At 68.8% G+C, this 20865-nt stretch carries 23 protein-coding genes; 7 read left to right on the top strand and 16 right to left on the bottom strand.

The genetic code is table 11. The features are described from left to right. The first annotated feature begins 59 nt into the window (after positions 1–59). Together BM310_RS05320 and BM310_RS05315 are read left to right on the top strand one after the other, a co-directional pair. Positions 60–1226: a thiolase domain-containing protein gene (locus BM310_RS05320; RefSeq protein WP_089805298.1), complete on the top strand. Its 1167-nt coding sequence runs from the start codon at positions 60–62 to the stop codon at positions 1224–1226. Next, positions 1223–1606: a Zn-ribbon domain-containing OB-fold protein gene (locus BM310_RS05315; RefSeq protein WP_089805296.1), complete on the top strand. Its 384-nt coding sequence runs from the start codon at positions 1223–1225 to the stop codon at positions 1604–1606. The genes BM310_RS05320 and BM310_RS05315 overlap by 4 nt, the downstream gene beginning before the upstream one ends. A 71-nt stretch (positions 1607–1677) precedes the next feature. Here the strand turns inward: BM310_RS05315 and BM310_RS05310 are convergent, their stop codons facing one another. The 7 genes from BM310_RS05310 to BM310_RS05280 form a co-directional block, all read right to left on the bottom strand. Then, the gene (locus BM310_RS05310; protein ID WP_089805294.1) at positions 1678–2601 is read right to left on the bottom strand and encodes an alpha/beta fold hydrolase; all 924 of its coding nucleotides are present in this window, start codon (positions 2599–2601) and stop codon (positions 1678–1680) included. A 97-nt stretch (positions 2602–2698) separates the two neighbouring features. Beyond that, on the bottom strand, positions 2699–3847 hold the full coding sequence (gene meaB, locus BM310_RS05305; RefSeq protein WP_089805292.1) for a methylmalonyl Co-A mutase-associated GTPase MeaB: 1149 nt from the start codon (positions 3845–3847) through the stop codon (positions 2699–2701). Then, positions 3847–4278 (bottom strand): cobalamin B12-binding domain-containing protein, encoded by a 432-nt coding sequence (locus BM310_RS05300; protein WP_089805290.1) that lies wholly within the window; start codon positions 4276–4278, stop codon positions 3847–3849. Before BM310_RS05300 ends, meaB begins: the two co-directional genes overlap by 1 nt. A gap of 42 nt (positions 4279–4320) precedes the next feature. Continuing rightward, positions 4321–5535, bottom strand: a complete 1215-nt coding sequence (locus BM310_RS05295) for a GAF domain-containing protein (RefSeq protein WP_089805288.1) — start codon at positions 5533–5535, stop codon at positions 4321–4323. Between the two features lie 90 nt (positions 5536–5625). Then, positions 5626–7425, bottom strand: a complete 1800-nt coding sequence (locus BM310_RS05290; protein ID WP_089805287.1) for a S9 family peptidase — start codon at positions 7423–7425, stop codon at positions 5626–5628. A gap of 50 nt (positions 7426–7475) precedes the next feature. Beyond that, positions 7476–8225: a hypothetical protein gene (locus tag BM310_RS05285; RefSeq protein WP_089805285.1), complete on the bottom strand. Its 750-nt coding sequence runs from the start codon at positions 8223–8225 to the stop codon at positions 7476–7478. A gap of 32 nt (positions 8226–8257) precedes the next feature. Next, the gene (locus tag BM310_RS05280) at positions 8258–8521 is read right to left on the bottom strand and encodes an MTH865 family protein (RefSeq protein WP_089805282.1); all 264 of its coding nucleotides are present in this window, start codon (positions 8519–8521) and stop codon (positions 8258–8260) included. A gap of 118 nt (positions 8522–8639) precedes the next feature. Here BM310_RS05280 and BM310_RS05275 point away from each other — a divergent pair, with 118 nt between their 5' ends. Both BM310_RS05275 and BM310_RS05270 read left to right on the top strand, forming a co-directional pair. After that, on the top strand, positions 8640–9695 hold the full coding sequence (locus tag BM310_RS05275) for a M42 family metallopeptidase (protein ID WP_089805280.1): 1056 nt from the start codon (positions 8640–8642) through the stop codon (positions 9693–9695). Between the two features lie 85 nt (positions 9696–9780). After that, positions 9781–10434 (top strand): plastocyanin/azurin family copper-binding protein, encoded by a 654-nt coding sequence (locus BM310_RS05270; protein WP_089805278.1) that lies wholly within the window; start codon positions 9781–9783, stop codon positions 10432–10434. 63 nt (positions 10435–10497) lie between these two features. Here the strand turns inward: BM310_RS05270 and BM310_RS05265 are convergent, their stop codons facing one another. Continuing rightward, positions 10498–11049 (bottom strand): hypothetical protein, encoded by a 552-nt coding sequence (locus BM310_RS05265; protein WP_089805276.1) that lies wholly within the window; start codon positions 11047–11049, stop codon positions 10498–10500. Continuing rightward, positions 11042–11467 (bottom strand): CopD family protein, encoded by a 426-nt coding sequence (locus tag BM310_RS05260; RefSeq protein WP_089805274.1) that lies wholly within the window; start codon positions 11465–11467, stop codon positions 11042–11044. Before BM310_RS05260 ends, BM310_RS05265 begins: the two co-directional genes overlap by 8 nt. A 173-nt stretch (positions 11468–11640) precedes the next feature. Here BM310_RS05260 and BM310_RS21255 point away from each other — a divergent pair, with 173 nt between their 5' ends. Next, entirely contained in the window at positions 11641–11802 is a 162-nt protein-coding gene (locus tag BM310_RS21255) for a hypothetical protein (RefSeq protein WP_177232537.1), read from the top strand. Between the two features lie 92 nt (positions 11803–11894). On the opposite strand, the gene BM310_RS05255 is transcribed toward BM310_RS21255, so the two are convergent. The 7 genes from BM310_RS05255 to BM310_RS05225 all read right to left on the bottom strand — a co-directional run bounded on the left by BM310_RS05255 (position 11895) and on the right by BM310_RS05225 (position 18403). After that, a complete protein-coding gene (locus BM310_RS05255) occupies positions 11895–12953 on the bottom strand; it encodes a glycosyltransferase family 4 protein (protein WP_089805272.1) in 1059 nt (352 codons plus the stop codon). Positions 12954–13037: 84 nt separating this feature from the next. Next, entirely contained in the window at positions 13038–13664 is a 627-nt protein-coding gene (locus BM310_RS05250; protein ID WP_089805271.1) for a DUF420 domain-containing protein, read from the bottom strand. Positions 13665–13779: 115 nt separating this feature from the next. Next, a complete protein-coding gene (locus tag BM310_RS05245) occupies positions 13780–14826 on the bottom strand; it encodes an NAD(P)-dependent glycerol-1-phosphate dehydrogenase (protein ID WP_089805269.1) in 1047 nt (348 codons plus the stop codon). A 63-nt stretch (positions 14827–14889) separates the two neighbouring features. Beyond that, on the bottom strand, positions 14890–15582 hold the full coding sequence (locus BM310_RS05240; protein ID WP_089807039.1) for a LysE family transporter: 693 nt from the start codon (positions 15580–15582) through the stop codon (positions 14890–14892). A 141-nt stretch (positions 15583–15723) separates the two neighbouring features. Continuing rightward, the gene (locus BM310_RS05235; RefSeq protein WP_089805267.1) at positions 15724–16431 is read right to left on the bottom strand and encodes a TMEM165/GDT1 family protein; all 708 of its coding nucleotides are present in this window, start codon (positions 16429–16431) and stop codon (positions 15724–15726) included. Further along, positions 16428–17147 carry a metal-dependent transcriptional regulator gene (locus BM310_RS05230; protein ID WP_089805265.1) on the bottom strand — a complete coding sequence of 240 codons (720 nt, stop codon included), beginning with the start codon at positions 17145–17147 and terminating at the stop codon, positions 16428–16430. The genes BM310_RS05235 and BM310_RS05230 overlap by 4 nt, the downstream gene beginning before the upstream one ends. An 80-nt stretch (positions 17148–17227) precedes the next feature. Then, positions 17228–18403: a pyridoxal-phosphate dependent enzyme gene (locus BM310_RS05225; protein ID WP_089805263.1), complete on the bottom strand. Its 1176-nt coding sequence runs from the start codon at positions 18401–18403 to the stop codon at positions 17228–17230. 463 nt (positions 18404–18866) lie between these two features. Between BM310_RS05225 and BM310_RS05220 the strand changes: the two genes are divergently transcribed. Together BM310_RS05220 and BM310_RS05215 are read left to right on the top strand one after the other, a co-directional pair. After that, complete coding sequence (locus BM310_RS05220; RefSeq protein WP_089805261.1) at positions 18867–19451, top strand: inorganic diphosphatase; 585 nt, start codon at positions 18867–18869, stop codon at positions 19449–19451. Positions 19452–19537: 86 nt separating this feature from the next. Then, positions 19538–20863, top strand: coding sequence for an NAD(P)/FAD-dependent oxidoreductase (locus BM310_RS05215; RefSeq protein ID WP_089805260.1), 1326 nt, complete (start codon positions 19538–19540; stop codon positions 20861–20863). The last annotated feature ends 2 nt before the right edge of the window (positions 20864–20865 follow it).

The raw sequence follows: 20865 nt of genomic DNA, 5'->3' as shown, positions 1-20865 counted from the left end.
GGCGTCGAAACCCACCGATTCCGGCACCTTCATACGCCTCTTTACCCGTACAATTATCCATGAACGACGTACGAATCGCCGGCGTCGGCCTCACCCCGTTCGGGCGACAGCCCGAGCGAACGGGCCGCGACCTGTTCGCAGAGGCCGCTCTCGCGGCGCGCGAGGAGGCCGGTGTCGCGCGCGACGCGTACGAGGCCCTCCACTACGGCAACTTCATGGGGTCGCTCGCGGAGCGACAGGGCCATCAGGGACCGCTGATGGCGGAGGCTGCCGGTCTGGACTGTCCCGCGACCCGACACGAGTCGGCGTGCGCCTCGGCCGGCGTGGCGGTCAGACAGGCCGTCCACGCCATCCGCGCGGGCGAACACGACGTGGTCCTCGCCGGCGGGATGGAGCGCATGACGAACCTCCCGACGACCGAAGTCACCGAGTCGCTGGCCATCGCCGCCGACGAACTGTTCGAGGTGCGGGCGGGGATGACGTTCCCCGGGGCGTACGCCCTGATGGCTCGGGCGTACTTCGAGGAGTACGGCGGCTCCCGCGAGGACTTGGCGCACGTCGCGGTGAAGAACCACGCGAACGCCGTCCCGAACGAGTACGCGCAGTACCGCCGCGAGATAACCGTCGCGGAGGCGATGGAGAGCCAACCCGTCGCGACGCCTCTCCACCTGTTCGACGCCTGCCCCATCACCGACGGCGCGAGCGCCGTCGTCCTCGTCAGCGACGACTACGCCGAGGAGCACGGACTGGACGCGCCCGTCGCCGTCACCGGCAGCGGACAGGGCGGCGACAACCTCGCCCTGCAGGACCGCGACGCCCTCGCGCGGACGCCCGCCGCGGACGCGGCGGCCGAGGCGGCCTACGCGGACGCCGGCGTCGCCCCCGACGACGTGGACGTCGCCGAAGTGCACGACTGCTTCACCATCGCCGAGGTGATGGCGCTGGAGTCGCTCGGCCTGTTCGAGGAGGGCGAGGCCATCTCTGCGGCCCGCGAAGGGGAGACGACTCGGGACGGCGACCTGCCGGTCAACCTCTCGGGCGGTCTGAAGGCGAAGGGCCACCCGGTCGGCGCCACCGGCGGCGCGCAGATCGTCGAGATGACGAAACTGCTCCGCGGCGACCACGCCAACAGCGACGCGCTGTCGGACCCGCGCGTCGGCGTCACCCACAACGCGGGCGGCACCGTCGCCAGCGCCGTCGTCCACGTGCTGGAGGTGGTCGAATGACCGACAGCGGCTACGACGAGTGGCTGGCGGCCGTCGGCGCGGGCGAGGGCTACTACCTCGCCTGCCCGGAGGGCCACGGGTCGCTGCCGCCGCGGCGGACGTGTCCGCAGTGCGGGGCGACCGAGTTGACGGAGACGCCCCTCCCCGAATCGGGCACCGTCGAGACGTTCTCGGAGATTCACGTCGCCGGTCCGGACTTCGAGAGTCAGACGCCGTACGTCACGGCCGTCGCGTCGTTCGACGCCGTCCGCCTCACGGGCGTCCTGCGCGGCGTACTGGACGACGACGAACCGGACCCGTCGGTGGGCACGTCGGTCGGAGTCGACACCGCTGAGAACCCGGACACGGGCGACACGATGCTCGTGTTCCGACCGCGCTGACGAACGCGAACGCGAGGAGCGGGGAGGAGAACGGGACGGGGTGGAACGGGGCGGGACGGGACGCGGCGGCGTCAGGCCGGGACGCCCACGTCCTCTCTGACCGTCTCGAGGAACTGTTCGGGGAACTCCACGTGCGGCAGGAGTTTGGCGTCGTCGAAGACGACGAGTCTGCAGTCGGCCGCCTCGGCGAGTTCGCGCCCGCGCTTCAGCGGAACGAGGTCCGAGTCGCGACCCCACACCAGCGTCACCGGCACGTCCACGTCGGCGAGTGCGGTTTCGAGGTCCACCTCGGAGTTGAGGTAGCCGCTGATGAACGACGCCGGTGCGAAGCGGGCGTTCTGCTGGTGGGCGGTCAGCCACTCGTAGTCGGTCCACTCCTCGGACACTCGGGTCGGGTCGGCGTAGCCGTGGTCGGCGTTGAAGTACCGAATCGACGGCTTCGACCCGAGGAGGTTGAACACCGCCTCGCCGACGAGGGGCGCGCGAATCAGTTCGCGGAGCCACTGCTTCGGTTCCGGTCCGCCGCGTTCGGTGGGGCAGACCAGGATCATCCGCGACACGTCCGGGTCTGCGCCGACGAGGTAGGCGGCCGTCAGCGAGGAGGCGACGACGGCGGGGTCGTCGAACTCCGAGACGAAGTCGCCGACGAAGTCCTCGTAGAGGGCGGCCGAGTAGCGGAGTTGCGGTCGGTCGGACGTGCCGAACCCGGGCAGGTCCGGGGCGACGACGTGGTAGTCCTCGGCGAGTTCGTCGAACACCTCGCGGAACTCGCCGTTCGACCCGGCGGCGTTGATGCCGTGCAGGAGGAGCAGGTCCGGGTCGTCCTCGTCGCCCGCCTCGGCGTATCGCACGTCGATTCCGCGCCACCGATACGTCCGCTGGTCGCCCGACAGGGCCGGTTCGAGTGGCGGTGCCCGACGCGACAGGGCGGCGTTGGTCGCGGCGAGCAGACCGGCACCGGCGACGACGCCACCGACGACGTTTCGCAACTTCATACCGGGAGACACGGACGCGACGATAGTATAGCCTGCGGGGGACCGCCGCGGTTCCGGCGAGGGATGCCGGTTCGTCGCCGCCGTCCGACCGCGGGCGTCAGTCGTCTCGCTTCGACTCGACGCAGTCGCGCAGCGGTTCGAAAACCTCGGTCGCGACGGCGTAGGGGTCGGTCTCCCGGTTCGCCACGTCCTCGGCCAGCGACTCGACACCGCCGCGGCGAGCGAGTTCCTCCTGCAGCAACGCGTTGGCGTCGTTGCGGAGGAGTTGCCGAATCTCCTCGGCGTAGCGCGTGCGGGCCTTCTGCGCGCGCATGCCCGACTGGTCGAGGAAGTCGGCGTGGGCGGCCAGCGTCTCGACGAGTTCCTCGACGCCGTCGCCGGTGGTCGCCACCGTCTCCACGATGGCCGGTTTCCACTCGGTCGCCGCGTCGCTCTCGTCGTCCTCGCCGTCCGACCCGTGGCCGTCGCCCGCGTTGTCGCCGTCCGCGTGGTCCCGCCCGTTCGCGCCCGAGACGCCCTCGGGGAGACCCGTCTCGACGCCGTGGTGGCCAACGTCGAGTTTCGCGCCGGGGTTGTCGCGGAGGTGTATCATCTCCTCCAGTTCCGCGACGGTGCGGTTGACGCCGTCCATGTCGGCCTTGTTGACGACGAACACGTCGCCGATTTCGAGGATGCCCGCCTTGAGCATCTGCACGTCGTCGCCGCTGCCCGGTTGGACGAGGACGGTGACGGTGTCGGCGGTGCGGACGATGTCCACCTCGTTCTGCCCCGCGCCCACCGTCTCGACGATTACCTTGTCCTTCCCGAACGCGTCGAGCGCTTTCACCGCGTCCGACGTCGCCGTCGAGAGGCCGCCGAGTTGGCCCCGCGCGCTCATCGAGCGGAAGAACACGTCCATGTCGCCGACGTTCGACGCCATGCGGATGCGGTCGCCGAGGACGGCTCCGCCGGTGTACGGCGAGGACGGGTCGACGGCGATGACGCCCACCGTGAGGCCCGCGTCGCGGTACGCCTTCGCCAGTTTGTCCACGAGCGTCGACTTGCCCGCGCCGGGACTGCCCGTGATGCCGATGACGTCGGCGTCCCCGGTGTGGGCGTGCAGGCGGGAGACCAGGTCGCGGTAGCCCGGACTCCGGTTCTCTATCTTCGTGATGGCTCGCGCCAGAGCGCGGTGCTTCCCGGCCAGGAGGTCCGAGACGAGTTCGTCGGTGCGCGTCTCGCCCGTCTGGTCTTCAGCGTGACCCATCAGTCGCGGTGCGGGGCGTTCTCGCGGACGAACTCGATGGTCTCCTGCATCGGCGTGCCGGGGCCGAACACCTCCGAGACGCCCATCTCCTTCAGTTGCGACCGGTCCTCGTCGGGGATGATGCCGCCGACGAGGATGAGCGTGTCCTCGAACGCGTCGTACTCTTTCAGGCCGTCGATTATCTTCGGAACGAGCGTGTTGTGCGCCCCCGAGAGGATGGAGATGCCCAACACGTCGACGTCCTCTTGCACGGCCGCCTGGACGATTTCGTCGGGCGCGCGGTGGAGTCCGGAGTAGACGACTTCGAACCCGGCGTCCCGGAAGGCGCGCGCGATGACGTGTGCGCCCCTGTCGTGACCGTCCAGTCCGACCTTGGCGATGAGACAACGGATGTTCCGCTGTTGCTGTCCGCGTTCCGTGTCGGCGCTCATGCACGTTCGTTCGCCGCCGTGCGCTTTGACTCTAACGGAAATTCAGGAGGAATCGAAGGAGGTCAGGAGGCGCGTCTCCTCGCAGTTGTAGACGCCGTAGACCGCACCGACCGGACCCGAGGAGGGGACGGGGACGATGGTGAGGTCCAGCGACTCCGTCTCGCCGGTCTGAACCGCGCGCTCGACGGTGCCGACGACCGGTTCGTCGGACTGGAGGTGGTCGGCGAACAGTCGTCGTTCGGTCTCCGTCGGCAGTATCGAATCGAGCGTCCCTCGCTCGTACCCCCGACTGACCCCGAACGTCCGGTCGTAGGCGGCGTTCGTCTCGCAGCGGACGTAGTCGGAGACGACCGGGTCCTCCTCGACGTAGAGTGCGGGGACGGGGAGGCTCTCGAAGAACGCGTGGAGCCTGTCGCGTTCCTGTCTGAGCGCGGACTCCCTGTCGAGACGGGAGAGCGTCTCGGTGGTGTACCCCGCCAGAATCTCCAGAAACTCCGCGTCCCGTTCGCCGAAGTGGCCGACGTCGTCGGAGACGACCTGTATCACGCCGTACTGACCGAGGGGGACGCTCACGACCGACCGGAACGTGTCGCGGAACCGCGCGTCCTCGTCCGCGTGCAGGTCGTCGACGCGCTGTGTCTCCCCCGTCTGGAGCGTGCGTCCGGCGACGCCCTCGTCCAGTCGGCAACTGGTCTGATTCTCCTCCCGGAGCGTCGACGTGCGAGGGACGATGTAGTCGCCCTCCACGAGGGCGACGACGCAGAACGTGAAGGCGAGGGCGTCCACCGCGGCGTCGAGCGTCTGCTCGCACACCTCCTCGACGGTCTGACACCCCGTAATCGCGTTCGCGTGTCGGCTCAGCGCGGTCAACTTCGCGTTGGCCTCGACGAGTTCGCTGCGTTCGCGGTCCGACGACACCTCCCGCGAGATGCAGTCGGCGAGGGTGTCGACGCCCGCGGACGGCGGAACGACGTCGTCCACGTCGGCGTCCGTCTCGCCGTAGACCAGCATCGGGACGCCGGTTTCGACGCCCGCGAGCAGTTCGACCAGCGACGGGTCGTCGTCCAACACCGCGACGCAGTCGATTGTCGGGCCGAGTTCGCGGACGTACTCCACGGCGGTCGCCCCCCGGCGAACGACCGTTTCGGACCCCAACCGCGCCTGGAGGGACGCGACGCGGTCGTCGGCGTTTCCAACCGGGTCGCGGTCCGAAACGACGATCAAGACGCGTCCGCGGTCTTCTTCCCCCCGTGACATATCTGACGAACCTTCCTTGTCGCACCTACTTATACCTATTCTCATACGACAGAAGGAGAAAACCGGCGTATGAATCTGAGACTGGCGGTCTCAGACGTGTTCGTCGAGGAATTCGACGATTGCCGCGTACGCCTCGATGCGATTCTCCAGTTTGGTGAACCCGTGACCCTCGTCCTCGAAGATGAGTTCGCGGACGGGAACGTGTTCGCCCGCCTCCTCGACTATCTGGTGCGCCTCCCCGACGGGGACGCGCGGGTCGTTCTCGCCGTGGAGGACGAACAGGGGCGCGCGAATCTTCTCGATGTTGTTGATGGGCGAGATGGATTCGAGGAACTCGCGGTCCTCCTCGAGCGACCCGTACTCGGCCTCGCGGAGTTCGCGCCGCCAGTCGCCGGTGTTCTCGAGGAACGTGACGAAGTTGGCGATGCCGACGATGTCGATGCCGGCGGCCCACAGGTCGGGGTACTCCGTCATCGACGCCAACACCATGAACCCGCCGTAGGACCCGCCCATCGCGACGACTCGGTCGGGGTCGACCGACGGGTGGTCGTGCAACCACTCGACGGCCGCCCGGACGTCGGCCACCGAGTCCATCCGCTTCTCCACGTCGTCGAGGTGACCGTACGCCTTCCCGTAGCCCGCCGACCCGCGGACGTTCGGTTCGAAGACGGCGTAGCCGTTCGCGAGGAAGTACTGCTTGACCGCGTTGAACGACGGCCGGCGCTGGGACTCCGGACCGCCGTGGATGTCCACGATGACCGGCGTCTCCCCGTCGGCGGTGTCGTCAGGGACCGAGAAGAACGCCGGTATCTCGCGCCCGTCGAACGTCGGGTAGTGGACGAGTTCGGGTTCGACGAACGTGTCGCGCGGGATGCCCGCGGTGGCCGCGTGCGTCCACTGTTCGGCCTCGCCCGTCTTCGCGTCGACGACGTAGACGTTCGCCGTGTCGGAACTCCGCGTGACCGTGATGGCGAACCGGTCGCCGTCGGGCGCGAAGGCGACGCCGCCGGCGACGCCCCGCGGCAGGTCCGGGACGGCGTACTCGTCGATTCGGTCCGGAGCGGTGAGTTCGCCGACGACGAGTTCGGTGTAGCCGTCCACGTTCGTCGAGTAGACGACGCGACGGGAGTCGTGGTCCACGGCGACGCCGTCTATCTCCCACTCGTCGTCCGCGGCGACGAGCGAGAACTCGCCGGACTCGACGTTCACGCGCCAGAGGTCCGTCGTGTCGCTCTCGCGGTCGGAGACGAGGTAGACGTTCTCGCCGTCCGGCCCCCACTCGGCGCTCTGGAACCGGACCGTCCCCTCGTGCGGCGTGAGGTGCCTCAGTTCGCCCGTCTCCAGGTCGAGGACGGACACGTCCTGGTCGAAGTTCGAGTACGCCTCCTCGACCAGCAGTTTGGAGTCGTCCGGCGACCACCCGCCGAGCGTCAGCCAGCCGTCTCCCTCGTGGACGAACTCGGCGTCCTCGCCCGTCTCCTCGCGGCCCTGCACGTACACGTCGAAGACGGACTCGTCGCGGCGGTTCGAGGTGAACGCGAACCGCTCGCCGTCGTGACTCCACCCGCCCCAGCGGTGTTTCGCGTCCGGCGTCGCGGTGAGGTTCGTCACTTCGCCGGCGGTGGGGTCGTAGCGGAGGAGTTGCTGGCGTTCGTTGCCGCCCTCGTCCATGCCGAAGACGAGTTCGGGGTTCTCGGGCGACCACGAGGCGAACGTGACGCGTTCGTCGTAGAACGTCCGCTGCTCCGGCCACGCCCCCGGTCCGTCCACCGTCCAGACCTGCGGGACGCCCGTCGTGTCCATGAGGAAGGAGAGTCGTTCGCCGCCGGGACCGAACGACGCGCCGTACGCGCTGCGGACGTTCAGGTACCGCTCGATGTCGTGCGTCATGGGAGTCAGTTCCGCCGGCGGAACCGTAATGCTTCGTGTGGCGGAAGGGGTCAGAAGTCGTCGAGACCGGTCTGGTCGCGGTGAATCCACTCGCGCATCTTCGCGTAGGCGTCCGGGTTGTTCGGGACGCCCTCGGTGTTCAGTAGCGTCTCCGGGTACAGTTCGTATGCGATGCCGATGAGCTGGTACTCCAGTTCCGCGAGATACGGATACGTGTCGGGGTATGGTCCTTCGCTCCGGTCCCATGCCCGAATCCAGAAGTACACCGGCCGTTGGAGGCGACGCGTCCCTGTCTCGAACATCCGCCGAGCCCACGTCCGGTACTTCGCCTTCGGGGAACCGTGATTCGAGGTGTCGACGTCGTCGCACGCGTCGAGCGCCGCCGCGCTCAGGTCGCCCATGTGGTACGCGTTTCCGTACCCCCACCGAGCGAACTTGTTGTCGTTGCTCTCGACGTGTTCTAAGTTCGCGCTCAGCCCGTCGCTCTCCTTCTTGAACTTGCCCGACTTGCCGATGTAGAGCGGTACGAGCTCGCTGCGGTCCAGCGTGTACATCATGTAGACGACGCCGTCGTATCGCCCGCGGCGCGTCTCGTGGTCGTCGGCGACCTTCGCGACGGCGGAACGAACTGACGCCTCCATCTCACGACTCCGTTCGAGAACCGGGCGGCGTTTCGCCCGGCCGTGGTCGACGAGAGAGACGGTCAGGTCGTCTTCCGTGTTGAACAGCGGGACGGGGTCGTCGGCGTCGACGTTCCGGTCCAGCCACGACTCCCACAGGGTTCGCTTCGTCTCTCGCATATCGAAAAAGAATCTGGTTCGGTCGCCGGAACTCAGATCATGTCCTCGGCCTTCAGCCCCGCGATGACGTCGTCGACGAGCGTCTCGACGTCGTCGTAGGGGAACTCCTGGTGGGAGCCGAGTTTGGCCGCCATCTCCATCGCCGTGAAGCTCACTTCGCCGTCGCCCGCCTCGAACCGCGTCCCCGGGCCGTTGGGGAGTGCGGGGACGAGGTCCATCTGGTTCTTGACGGGGAAGTCTGCGTCACTGAACGCCTCGGTGAACTGCTCGCGGAGTTCCGCCTCTACGTCTGCCATGCCACCTAATGCACAGATACACGGCAAAAACGTTCCGGAACAACTCCAAACAGATTGTCAGTTTACGACACGTTCCGAGACACGAGTCCTTTAGTCTCGACTGGCAAAAGATGCCACCATGGCAGACTACGACTTCGACTTCGAGTTGCTGCGGGAGTTGACCGAGACGAGTGGCGTTCCGGGGTACGAGGACCGCATCCGCGACGTGGTTCGCCGGGAACTCGAAGCGCACGCGGACGAGGTGCGGACGGACGCGATGGGCAACGTCGTCGGGACCGTCGAGGGCGACTCCGACTACTCCGTGGCGATTGCCGCCCACATGGACGAGATTGGCTTCATGGTCCGCCACGTCACCGACGAGGGGTTCGTCCAACTGGACGCCCTCGGTGGCTGGGACCCGCGCATCCTGAAAGCTCAGCGTGTGCAGGTACACACCGAGGATGGCGACGTGACGGGCGTCATCGGGTCGCCGCCGCCGCACACGCTCACCGAGGAGCAGAAGGAGAAGGACGACGAGGTGAAGGACGTGTACGTGGACCTCGGCCTCGACGGCGACGCGGCCGCGGAGACGGTCGACGTGGGCGACCTCGTGACGATGGAGCAGACGACCGTCGAGATGGGCGACCACGTCACCGGGAAGGCGCTCGACGACCGGGTCTGCCTGTTCGCCATGCTGGAGGCAGCGAAGCGTCTCGACGACCCCGCGGTGACGGTTCACTTCGCCGCGACGGTGCAGGAGGAGGTCGGTCTGCGCGGCGCGGCGGCCCTCGGCGTCGACCTCGACCCGGACCTCGCCGTCGCCCTCGACGTGACCGTCGCGAACGACGTGCCCGGGTTCGAGGCGGGCGACCACGTCACCGAACTCGGCGCGGGGACCGCCATCAAACTCAAGGACGGCAGCGTCATCACGAATCCGAAGGTACACCGTCGCCTCCGCGACGTGGCCGACGCCGAGGACGTGTCCTACCAGTACGAGATTCTCCCCGCCGGCGGGACCGACACCGCGGGCTTTCAGAACACCCACGGCGCGAAACCCGTCGGCGCCATCTCCGTCCCCACCCGGTACCTCCACACCGTCACCGAGAGCGCGCACGTCGAAGACGTGGACGCGACCATCGACCTGCTGACCGCCTTCCTCGACACGGAGACCGGCGAACACGACTACACGCTCTGAACCCCGTCCTGTCGGGCGATTTCCGGCGAGCGGGCGACGAGTCGAAACCAAAGTATTCACTACAGCGGACCCCTAAGCGCCGACCATGACTGACGGCAACGCGGAGATGTCCCGCCGTGCCTTCCTCACGACTGCGGCCGGGACGGCGGCGGCGGCCGGCGCGTCCGGTGCGGCCGCGGCGCAAGAGACGGGGACGTCGACGGGCACCGCAACCAGTTCCGGGACGGGAACCAGCACGGGCACGTCCGCGGGGACGGGCACCGGCACCAGCAGTGGTGGCGGCGGTGGCGGCGGTGGCGGCGGGAGCGAGACCGTCGCCGTCGGCCCGGACGGCAGCCTCGTCTTCACGCCGGGGACGGAGGAACCGCTCCAGATTACGCCCGGCACGACGGTGACGTTCAACTGGGAGTCCGACAACCACAACATCGTCGTCGACAGCCAACCCGAGGGCGCCGGCTGGTCCGGCCACGAACCCATCGAGAACACGGGCTTCACCTACGAGCACACGTTCGAGACGCTCGGCGAGTACGAGTACCACTGCGCGCCCCACAAGTCCGCCGGGATGCTCGGCGCCATCGAAGTCGTCGAGTCCATCTCGACGCCCGCGCCGTCGAACGTCCCGTCGGTGCCGGACTCCGCGAAGACGCTCGGCATCGCCACGACGTTCACCATGGTCGCGACGCTCGGCCTCGCGTTCTTCTTCCTGAAGTACGGCGGCGACTACGACATCGAGGAGTAGTCGGCGCCTCGCCGCTTCCGATTCGGTCGCTTCGACGCCGCGAGAGCCGTCGGTTCGCTCGCCTCACGCGCGTTCCGCGTCGTCTCCGCCGCTCGGGACGACCCAGCCGCTGACGCGGAACAGCAGCAGGTTGACCCCGGTCGAGACCAGTCCCACGACGGCGCCGACGACGGCGGCGACGGCGGTTCCGACGCCCGCGACGAACAGGACGGTCGCGACCAACTCCGGGTCCGCGACGGCGGCGACGCCGCCACCGACGAGGACGGTTCCGAGCACGAACGCGCTCCCGACGAACGCGCCGCCGGCGACGCCCCGAACGAGTCGAGCCCGACGCCGCCTCGACGCGAACGTATCGAGTCCGCCGGCCGAGAGGACCCAGCGGACGCCGACGACGACGAGCGTCCAGAGGTAGCCGAAGACGAGCAGTCCGGGGAGCGTCCCGAATCCGGAGAGTGCCCCGGCCAGAAAGCCCGAGGCGTGGGCCGCGACGAGGACGAGGAGCGAGAGCGCCACGAGGTCGAACGTCGCGACGACCCACGCGTCGAACCAGCCGTCGCGGTCGCTCACGCCGGGACCGACGCCGTCGCGCGCGACCGCTTCGTCCCGGTCAGCCATGCGCGAGCACCTCCGCGAGGGCGACGAGGAGGACGAGCGACCACGCCGTCGCGGCGTACAGTCGCCGGAGCGACGCGCGCGTCGCGGCGTCCGCGCCGCGGCCACGGAGTCGACCGACTGCGAGCGACCGGACGGCGGAGCCGAGTCCGACGGCGAGGACGACGACCAGTTTGACCGTCAGCACCGTTCCCCAGCGAGTCGCGGGCGCCGGCGGGCCGAGCGTTCCGAGGTTGCCGACGCCGGTGACGACCATGAGCCCCAGCGACGCCCAGAACAGCCACTCGAAGCGGGTCGCGAGGCGGAGCGACCGCGGGAGGTCGATGCGGAGCGCGTACCACGTGGCCGCGCTTCCGCCGACGAGCGCTGCCATCCCGAGGACGTGGACGAGTCGAACGGCGAGGTGGAGGGCGGCGGACATCGCTCGGCGGTACGCGGGCGAGCGAAATGTAACTCGGGGATGGGATTCCCGGAGCGCACGGGGGAGACCCCGTTCGCGGACGGGCAACAGAACACGCGACAGACGGGGTGACGTTCCGGAATTCGACACGAAGGTAGTTGCTGTCACGGGTCGTGTACACGTCCCGAGGTACTATGCGAGCGAAGACAACGTCGGCGGGAGACAGGTGTAGACGGTGCGGGGAACCGAGCGGCCCGACGGCCGTCGTCGTCAACCACGCACGTTCGGACCCGTTGCAGGTGACGGAGTGCCGTCGCTGCGGCGCGATACTCGACATCGCCGGGCACCGCTGGTGAGGGCGCGGTTCGTGCCGGCGGAACGAAGCCACTCGATCTCCGGCGGTGAACGGGCGCTCCGACGCCGGTGAGAAGGGCGGGGGAGAGCGGTGTCAGAAGAACCCGTAGTCGTCGACGGCGTCCTCGTATATCGTCTCGTAGCGGCGAATCACGTCGTCGTGGTCGTACGAGGCGAACGCCTCGTTGAGCGACTCCTGCGAGTGGCCCGCGGCCGCCGAAATCTCGTCGGCGAGTTCCTGCGGGCTGGTGACGCGCGCGCCCCGGTCGCAGTTCACGACGAGTTCGTGCGCGCTCGACCGCGCCTGGTACTCGACGATGCCGACGCATCCGGACGCGAGCGCCCACAGCAGTGGAGTGGCGAACGGTTCGACGGCCGCCGTCTGCGCGAAGACGTGCGCGCCCTTCATGATGGGGACGAACTCCTCGGGCGGGAGTTCGCCGAGGAACTCCACCCGGTCGTCGATGCGGAGGTCCGCGGCCGTCTGTTCGGCCTGCGCGCGTTCCGGCCCGTCGCCGACGACGGCGGCGCGCCAGTCCTTGTCGCGGAGTTCGGCGAGTGCGAGGAAGAACGATTCGACGTTTGCGTACTGGTCGAGGTGCCGCGAGTAGAGGATGTCCGCCCGGTCGTCCGTCTCCGCCTCGCGTATCAGGTCGAAGTCGATGGACTCGGGGACGACGCGGACGGCGTCCTCGCTCACGCCGAACTCCCGCACCGTGGTCTTGACCATCTGCGAGGGGGTGACGACGCGCTTGGCGCCGCGCGCCGCCCGCTTGGACGCGCCGCGGGAGTCGCCCTCGCGTTCGGCCCACCAGTCCACGACGACGGGGACGCGGAGGAGGCGCGCGGCCGTCTTCGCGCCGGTCACCTGCGTCGGCGGACTGTTGGTCGCGTGAATCACGTCGGGTTTGACGCGCCGGAGGGCGAACGGCACCTTCGAGGCGAACGTCGTCGCCGACGGCGTCTCCGTGACGGCGACGTAGTTCACCCCCTCCTGTTCGAACTCGGGGACGTCGCCCTCCCACCACTGCGCGCAGAGGACCGACACGTCGTGGCCGTGCGCGGCGAGGCGTTCGGCGACCCGTCGCATCCGTCTCGTGGCACCGTCGGCTCGGAGTTGTTCGGTGAACATCGAGACGAACGCGATTCGCATACGCATCGGCTTGCGGCCGCGTGATAAAAATCCTCGACATTCGCTCGTCGGGTCGCGGCGGGTCCGAGCGGCAGCGAATCCGCCTCAGAACGGCGCGGAGACGAGTGCGGCCGCCGCGGACTGGGTGTACTCCCACCCGTAGGCGTGGTTGAGGAGGAAGTAGGTGACGACGCCGAGACTCAGCGAGAGCAGCCACGACCCCGCGGCGATGCGGCCGACGCGTCGGTGCGGCGTCTCGCGGCGCAGTTCCGCCGGCGAGTGCGAGATGCCGAGGACGAGGGCGTACAGCACCACCGGCACGGCGACGATGGAGAGGACGATGTGTATCGCCAGCATCGCCAGATACGGGTAGTAGACGAACGCCGGGCCGACGAACTCCTTCGTGCCGCCGCCGCCGATTTTCGTGAGGTACATCACGAGGAAGACGAGGATGAGGCCGAACGACGTGACCATCGCGGCGGCGTGCTTCTTCACCTCGTCGCGGCGAATCCACCGCCACCCGGCGGCGATGACGAGGACGTTCACCGCGTTGACGGCGGCGATGGCGTCCGACAGCAGGTTCACCTGTGACAGCGAGAGGTCGGGGTAGACGCCCCCGGGGACGAAGCCGAGGAACGTCCCGACGACGAGGCCGTAGCCGACGACCGAGAGGACGGCCGTGACGGCCAGCGGATGCTCTTTCAGCGCGTTGTCGGCGCTCGCAGTTGCCATAGCGGGCGTTGGGAAGCGCCCGTATTCCCTCTTCGGATTCGGGACGGCGATTCGGGGCGCGGTGGCGGGGACAGAGGCGGTGTCGCAGGGGCGAGACGGTGCGGTGGCGGGAGCGCTAGATGACGCCCGTGAACCCGGCCGCCTCGCGGGCGGCGTCCTCGCGCAGCCCGTCGCCGAGGATGGTGTACCGGTCGCGGATGGTGTGCGCCGTCGTGAGCGCCTCGATAATCGTCTCGTCGTCGATGCCGAGTTCGCCGGCCGTCGTCGGTGCGCCCACCTCGCCGAGGGCGTCGCGGATGTCGCGCCACTCGCCCTTCTCGCCGCTGTGGAGGTACTCGGTGACGATGGCCCCGACGCCGACCTGGTGGCCGTGCAGGGCGCGTCCGGGGACGAGCCGGTCGAGTTGGTGGCTGAACAGGTGTTCCGCGCCCGAGGCGGGCCGGGAGGTGCCGGCGATGGACATCGCCACGCCGGAGGAGACGAGCGCCTTCACGACGACCCACGCGGACTCCTCCAGCCCGGGTTTGATGGACTCGGCGCTGTCGACGAGCATCTCCGCGGTCATCTGCGAGAGCGCCCCGCCGTACTCGGAGTACTCGACGTTCTTCAGGCGGTGGGCCAACTGCCAGTCCTTCACCGCGGTGTAGTTCGAGATGATGTCCGCACAGCCCGCGGTGGTGAGTTCCCACGGCGCCTCCGCGAGGATGGCGGTGTCGGCGACGACGGCCAACGGCGGGTCGGCGGCGACGGAGTGGCGCGTGTCGCCCTCCGGGATGGACGACCGGCCGGAGACGATGCCGTCGTGGCTCGCCGCCGTCGGGACGGAGACGAAGCCGCAGTCGAGGCTGTCGGAGGCCATCTTCGCCGTGTCGATGACCTTGCCGCCGCCGAGGGCGACGAGGTAGCCCGCGTCGGCCGCCTCCGCGGCGGCGACGACGCGTTCGACCGACTCGAAACTCGCCGTCTCGATGGTGACCGACGCCGGGTCGTCGAACTGCGCGCGGACGGCGTCGCCCGCGATGTCGTTCGGCGTCGGACTCGTGACCAGGAACGGCCGACCGGTGAGGTAGAGTTCGTCCACCGCGTCGGCGAGTTCGTCGAGCACGCCGTGACCCACGAGGACGTTCCGCGGGAGTTGTATCCACGTAGACTTGTCGAACATGGTGGAACCTCCCCCCTCACGGATGAAAGTGTTAGTGTTTCGGCGGTGGCGACGGCCGGAATGTCACGCCGGCACGAACGTCCCGACGGCCTGCGAGAGGAACAGCACGCCGAAGCCGGCGAGGACGACGGCGCTCGCGCCGGCGACGACGGGCGCGAGGGCGTTCACGCGCCGTTCGGCGCCGACGAGGGCCGCCGGGAAGCCCGTTATCCAGACGACGATGCCGCCGAAGAAGCCGACGACGAGCGCGGGCGACCCCGTCTCGACCACGAGGAGGCCGGCCAGCGACGCGCCGACGTACGGCGTCTCGGCGAGGACGTCCAGCGTCCCCGGGTCCAGCAGGCCGACGCCGATGGTGAGCCAGAACAGGATCTGGTACGGGTTCGTGAGGGCGAGGACGAACGCCTTCGTGAAGCCGGTGCCCGTCTTCCTGACCTCGGCGTCGGCGGCGGCGTGGAACGACGACTGCACGTCGCGGGCGGCGCCGTAGGCGAAGTAGAGCATCAACACGCCGCCGATGCCGACCATGACGGCCCGGAGCGTGGGGAACCGCTCGACGAACGCGACGACGCCGAGCGCAGCGAGGACGAAGAAGATGGCGTCGGCGGTCATCGCCCCGAGACCGGCCTTGAACCCCGCCAGCCAGCCGTGGAGCACGCTCTCCTCGGCGATGATGGCGTTCATCGGGCCGGGCGGGGCGGCCAGCGCGAGGCCGAAGACGACGCCCGCCAGGAGGGTGACGACGACGGTTGCCACGTACACCTCCCGGACCGAGCGGTGGATAAATCAACCGAAAACGGTCACCCCCGCCGGGAACGCGGCGACGGCGTCGAGCGAAGCGGGCCGGAACGAGCGACGCGGCGGGAGGGGACGACCGGGACGGACTCGTTCGCCGCGTCAGGCGAATCCGAGCGCCGCGGTGACGACGCCGACGGCCGTCTCCCAGAGGGAGAAGCCCGTCAGCATCGCCAGCACCGTGTCGAGGCCGAAGAAGAGGAACAGGGCCGCCGAGAGGAAGTGCGCCTTCCGCACGTCGAACCGGTGCGAGAACGTGTGGAACAGGTACGCGTTCGCGAGGCTCACGGGGATGATGGCGAGCATCTCGCCGAGCCAGATGGCCGAGGTTGCGCCGTACTCGACGGCCAGTCCGATGGTGACCAGTTGGGTCTTGTCGCCGAACTCGCCGACGGCCATCATGGCGAAGATGGGGACGAACCCGCCGAACGACCCCGAGAGGCGGTCCAACGGGGCGGGCAGGTCGACCCGGTCGGTCAGGTTCGCGACCCCGCCGTCCGTCTCCGCCGCGAGGTCCCGGTGGGGTTCGTTCGGGTCGGGCGCCGACCGGTAGAGCAGCACCGCGAACGTGAGGAACAACGCCGCCGAGATGGCGTCGAGGACGACGGGCGGGAGGGCCGACCGGAGCGCCTGTCCGAACAGGATTTCGAGCGCGGTCCACCCCGCGAACGCCGACCCCGCGGCGGCGACGACCACCAGCGGGTTGTAGCGCGTCGAGAGGCCGGCGATGATGAACTGGACCTTCTCGCCCGGCAGCACCGCCAACTGGGTGACGAGGGCGATGGCGACTATCTCCCAGTAGCCGCTCACGTCGTCTGCACCTCCCCGTTGCCGCCGTTTCCGTCGTCACTCGCGGCGTCGGCGTCCTCCAGCGACTTCACGCGGATGGACGCGGCCACCGAGTCGGGGAGGCTCTGTTCGTCGCCGCCTTCGGTCCGCACGGTGACCATCCCGAACGGGGCCACGTCCACGACTTCGAGCGCGGTTCCGGGCGTGATGCCGGCCGCCGCGAGGTACTCCAACTCCTCCTCGTCGCGGTCGCTGACCCGCGCGACGACCACGCGGTCACCGACGGGGTGGTCGGTCAGGGCGTCCGTCTCGTCGTGTTCGATGGGCGCGAGGTCCGCGGAGGGAATCGGGTCGCCGTGGGGGTCGACGGTCGGGTTGCCGAGTGCGTCCGCCACGCGGCGTTCGAACTCCTCGGAGATGTGGTGTTCGAGGGCGTCTGCCTCCTCGTGGACCTCGCTCCACGAGTAATCGAGGTGTTCGGCGAGGTAGGACTCGAGCAGGCGGTGGTGCCGCAACACCTCGAGGGCGACCGTCTCCCCCTCCGCGGTCAACTCGACGCCCTTGTACTTCTCGCGTTCGACGAGCCCTCGTTCTTCGAGTTTCCCGAGCATGCTCGTGACCGTGGGCGGCGTCTTCCCGAGGTACTCCGCGATGGCCGAGGTAGAGACGGGGGGACCGGACGTCGCCTCTATCTGGTAGATGGCTTTGAGGTAGTCCTCCATCACGTCGCTCAACATACGGCGGATTAGACGGGTCTAAAACAAAAACCTGCTGGGAATAATAGTGGTCGATTACGTGACGAAGCGCCGTCGCAGGTTCAGATTCCTTGACCCATCAGGTGGCTTCGAAGGATATCTGCCGTCTTCGTCCCGGACTCGGTGTTTACGACGACCACGTGGTCGGTTTCGTCCACGACGCCCTCCTCGGCGAGTCGCCACGCGGCGGCCATCGCCGCGCCGCCCGCGGTGCCGACTTCGACGCCCGCCGTCTGCGCGGCGACGACGGCGCTCTCGAGGATGTCGTCGTCGTCCACGGCGAGGACGTCGCCGCCCGCCTCCTCGACGGCCTGAACGGCGGCGGCGCCGCCCTTCGGGTCGGGAATCTCCAACTCGCCGACGATGGTGTCGGGGTTCGCCCACGCCTCGACGTCGCGTTCGCCGCGTTCGTGGGCGGCGTAGATGGGCGCACACCCGGACGCCTGCGCGGCGTACAACGGCGGCACCGCGTCGACGAGGCCGAGTTCACGGAGTTCGCGGAAGCCCTGCGCGACGCCGACGACGACTTCGCCCGTACTCGCCGGGACGACGACGGCGTCGGGCACCGTCCAGTCCAGCGACTCGGCCACCTCGAACGCCAGCGTCTTGATACCGTCGTGGCGGTACGGGTTGTCGAACTCCTGCAGCGTGAACCAGTCGGACTGCAGTTGCTCGTGTAGTCCGTCCTCGGCGTCGGGGTACCGCCCGCCGACGACGCGCATCTCCCCGCCGTGGACGTTCACCATCGCCTTGTTCGAGAACGGCGCGCGGGAGGGGACGAACGCGTAGGAGCGAAGCCCGGCCATCCCGGCGTACGACGCCGCGGACTGTCCCGCGTTCCCCGCGGCGGCGAGGGCGACCAGTTCGGCGTCCGCCTCGCGCGCGTCGGTGACGGCGGGCGACAGTCCCCTGTCGAGGACGGTGCCCGTCGGGTTGCGCCCCTCGTCCTTCACCGAGAGCGTCCCGACGCCGAGTTCGTCGGCGAGTGCCGCCGACTCCACCAACGGCGTCGCCCCCTCGTCGGCCGTCAGCGGGGACGCGAACGGCAGGAGGTCCGCGTAGCGCCACATCGTGTCCGTCGGCCGGTCCGAGAGAGCGCCGTCGCCCCAGTCGACGGCGTCGAAGTCGTACACCGGCGTCAGGTGCGCGCCGGCGTCGCTCTCGCCCGTCGCCGTCGCGTCGTATCGCTCGCCCGTCTCGGCGCACTCCAGTCCGCGAAACGCCTCGCTCGTGTCCATGGTGGAGGCTACGGGCCGACGGACTAACGTCTGGTCATTTCCCGCCTCCCGCTGACCCCGGGCCACGCTTTGCTCGGGGGTCGGTACAGCGCGTACCGTCAGCCCCGCACTCGGAAACATAACCGAGCCGGTGTTTCGACGGGGGCATACCACAGAGAGCGGCTCTCACCGACGAACGGGGTAGACTAGTACGATTTCCGTACAGTCGTCTCCTCGATTAATATGTACCGTTACCCATTGATTCATTCTGGTGTTAGTGTTATTTTAGACTATTATAAAATTCTAATAATTTCGTGCCTGGAGCTGTAGGCGCATGGCGGACGACAACAGCGGCCTGGTACCGTCGGGCTCTCGTCGCTCGTTCCTCGCGGGCGTGGGAAGCCTGGCAGGGATGTCGGCAGTTGGGCGCACAGCAGCTTCTGAAGACGGCAACGCGCACGCGAAGCAAGGCGGATCCGATTCGATGAGCTCTCACGAACCCACGAACCTGGTCGACGGTGTCGAACAGACCGACAACTTCCCGCAGACGGCGACGGCCGTCGCCGCGATAGAGAAAGGCGGACAGATCAAGTACGAGTACCGAAAGGACATTCCGGGCTTCATACTCGACCGCGCGCTCTACAGTTCGGTCGTCTACCCGGGTGACTACGGCTTCTTCACGCAGACGGCCGGCGGCGACGGCGACCCGCTCGACTTCCTGGCGCTGACCGAGGACGGACTGTTCACGGGCTGCATCTTCGACCTTCGCCCGGTCGCGGTCATCCGGATGAACGATACGGGCGAGAAAGACGACAAGATAATCGGCGTGCCCGCCGACGACCCGCGGTTCGGGCACATCGAGGCGCGTGAGGACATCCCCGAACACCAGCAGAACGTCATCGAGGAGTTCTTCCGTACCTACAAGAACCTGGAACCCGGCGACGCAGAGATCGTGATCGAGGGCTGGGACTCGCGCGACGCCGCCTACGACATCCTCAAACAGGGCCACCAGGAGTGGAAGCGCCTCCAACAGGGGAACGGCGAGGGAGCGGCGGAGAGTAGCGACTGACCGCCAGTTCCGACGTTCGGTGATCGCCCCCCGCGGCCGTTCCGGAACCCCGTCCCTCTTTTGTGTTCGCCGGACGACGCGGACGTATGGACGGAGACAGCGTCGTCGTCGCCGGCGCGGGCCTCGCGGGCCTCGTCGCGGCGCGACACCTCGCCGAGGCAGGCGCGGACGTGACCGTGTTCGAGCGACGACCCGGCGTCGGCGGCCGCGTTCGGACGCAGGAGCGGGACGGCTTCACCTTCGACAGGGGATTCCAGGTGCTGTTCACCGGCTACCCCGCCGTGCGCCGCGAACTCGACCTGTCGGCGCTGGACATGCGCTACTTCTCGCCCGGTGCGGTCGTCGCCCGCCCCGGCCAGCGCTCGACGCTGTCGGACCCGATACGGGACCCGCGCGCCGCCGTCGCGTCGCTGTTGAACCGCGAGGTGACGACCACCGACAAACTCCGCACGCTGGCGCTCCGCCAGCACGTCGGGTCGATGGACGAGGCGGAGATATTCGACAGCGCGGACGACAGTATCCGCGACTACCTGCGCGAGTGGGGGTTCTCCGATGGGTACGTCGAGAACTTCGTCGCGCCGTTCTACGGCGGAATCACGCTGGACCGGTCGCTCGCCACCTCCAAGCGCGTCTTCGAGTACACCTTCAAGATGCTGAGCGAGGGCGAGATAGGCGTCCCCGCCGAGGGGATTGGCGCGATTCCCGAGCAGTTGGCCGCGGCGGCCCGCGAGGCGGGCGCGGAGATAGCCACCGAGACCGGCGTCGAGCAGGTCGTGGACGCGACCGAAACGGACGCCGACGACGGTGCGGGCGCCGCGACCGGCCGAGCGACCGGCGGCGTCACCGTCACCGCGGGCGGCGAGACGGTCGACGCCGACGCCGCCCTCGTCGCCACCGACCCGAGGGAGGCCCGACGGCTGACCGGCGTGGACCTGATTCCGACCGAGGCGCGCAGCAGCGTCACGCAGTACTACCGCCTCCCGAAGGGCGCGAAACTGGGGACGCGGAGGAAGATTCTGCTCAACGCCGGCGACGACGCGCCGAACACCGTCGTCCCGATGAGCGAGGTAGCGCCGGAGTACGCCCCCGACGACGCCGAACTCCTGAACGCGACGTTCCTCGGCGCGTCCGCGCTGGACCGCGACGCCTCGGAACTGGCGACGCGGACGAAGGCGACGCTTGCCTCGTGGTATCCCGACCGCTCGTTCGCCGACCTGGAACCGCTCCACACCGACCGCATCGAGTTCGCCCAGTTCGCTCAACCGCCGGGCGTCCACGACGCCCTCCCGGACTACCGCGCACCCGGCGGGCGGACGTACCTCGCGGGCGACTACACCGCGTGGTCGTCGATTCAGGGGGCGATGCGGAGCGGACGCGAGGCCGCGGCGGCGATTCTGTCCGACGCGGAGTGACG

It is taken from the genome of Halogeometricum rufum, from assembly GCF_900112175.1.
Taxonomy (GTDB): Archaea; Halobacteriota; Halobacteria; order Halobacteriales; family Haloferacaceae; genus Halogeometricum; species Halogeometricum rufum.
This window is presented reverse-complemented; position numbering and strand designations above follow the sequence as displayed.

Bases quoted from the DNA above. Each gene is read 5' to 3' on its own strand.
- BM310_RS05320 (WP_089805298.1), top strand. From the start codon at position 60: ATGAACGACGTACGAATCGCCGGCGTCGGCCTCACCCCGTTCGGGCGA.
- BM310_RS05315 (WP_089805296.1), top strand. From the start codon at position 1,223: ATGACCGACAGCGGCTACGACGAGTGGCTGGCGGCCGTCGGCGCGGGC.
- BM310_RS05310 (WP_089805294.1), bottom strand. From the start codon at position 2,601: ATGAAGTTGCGAAACGTCGTCGGTGGCGTCGTCGCCGGTGCCGGTCTG.
- meaB (WP_089805292.1), bottom strand. From the start codon at position 3,847: ATGGGTCACGCTGAAGACCAGACGGGCGAGACGCGCACCGACGAACTC.
- BM310_RS05300 (WP_089805290.1), bottom strand. From the start codon at position 4,278: ATGAGCGCCGACACGGAACGCGGACAGCAACAGCGGAACATCCGTTGT.
- BM310_RS05295 (WP_089805288.1), bottom strand. From the start codon at position 5,535: ATGTCACGGGGGGAAGAAGACCGCGGACGCGTCTTGATCGTCGTTTCG.
- BM310_RS05290 (WP_089805287.1), bottom strand. From the start codon at position 7,425: ATGACGCACGACATCGAGCGGTACCTGAACGTCCGCAGCGCGTACGGC.
- BM310_RS05285 (WP_089805285.1), bottom strand. From the start codon at position 8,225: ATGCGAGAGACGAAGCGAACCCTGTGGGAGTCGTGGCTGGACCGGAAC.
- BM310_RS05280 (WP_089805282.1), bottom strand. From the start codon at position 8,521: ATGGCAGACGTAGAGGCGGAACTCCGCGAGCAGTTCACCGAGGCGTTC.
- BM310_RS05275 (WP_089805280.1), top strand. From the start codon at position 8,640: ATGGCAGACTACGACTTCGACTTCGAGTTGCTGCGGGAGTTGACCGAG.
- BM310_RS05270 (WP_089805278.1), top strand. From the start codon at position 9,781: ATGACTGACGGCAACGCGGAGATGTCCCGCCGTGCCTTCCTCACGACT.
- BM310_RS05265 (WP_089805276.1), bottom strand. From the start codon at position 11,049: ATGGCTGACCGGGACGAAGCGGTCGCGCGCGACGGCGTCGGTCCCGGC.
- BM310_RS05260 (WP_089805274.1), bottom strand. From the start codon at position 11,467: ATGTCCGCCGCCCTCCACCTCGCCGTTCGACTCGTCCACGTCCTCGGG.
- BM310_RS21255 (WP_177232537.1), top strand. From the start codon at position 11,641: ATGCGAGCGAAGACAACGTCGGCGGGAGACAGGTGTAGACGGTGCGGG.
- BM310_RS05255 (WP_089805272.1), bottom strand. From the start codon at position 12,953: ATGCGAATCGCGTTCGTCTCGATGTTCACCGAACAACTCCGAGCCGAC.
- BM310_RS05250 (WP_089805271.1), bottom strand. From the start codon at position 13,664: ATGGCAACTGCGAGCGCCGACAACGCGCTGAAAGAGCATCCGCTGGCC.
- BM310_RS05245 (WP_089805269.1), bottom strand. From the start codon at position 14,826: ATGTTCGACAAGTCTACGTGGATACAACTCCCGCGGAACGTCCTCGTG.
- BM310_RS05230 (WP_089805265.1), bottom strand. From the start codon at position 17,147: ATGTTGAGCGACGTGATGGAGGACTACCTCAAAGCCATCTACCAGATA.
- BM310_RS05225 (WP_089805263.1), bottom strand. From the start codon at position 18,403: ATGGACACGAGCGAGGCGTTTCGCGGACTGGAGTGCGCCGAGACGGGC.
- BM310_RS05220 (WP_089805261.1), top strand. From the start codon at position 18,867: ATGAGCTCTCACGAACCCACGAACCTGGTCGACGGTGTCGAACAGACC.
- BM310_RS05215 (WP_089805260.1), top strand. From the start codon at position 19,538: ATGGACGGAGACAGCGTCGTCGTCGCCGGCGCGGGCCTCGCGGGCCTC.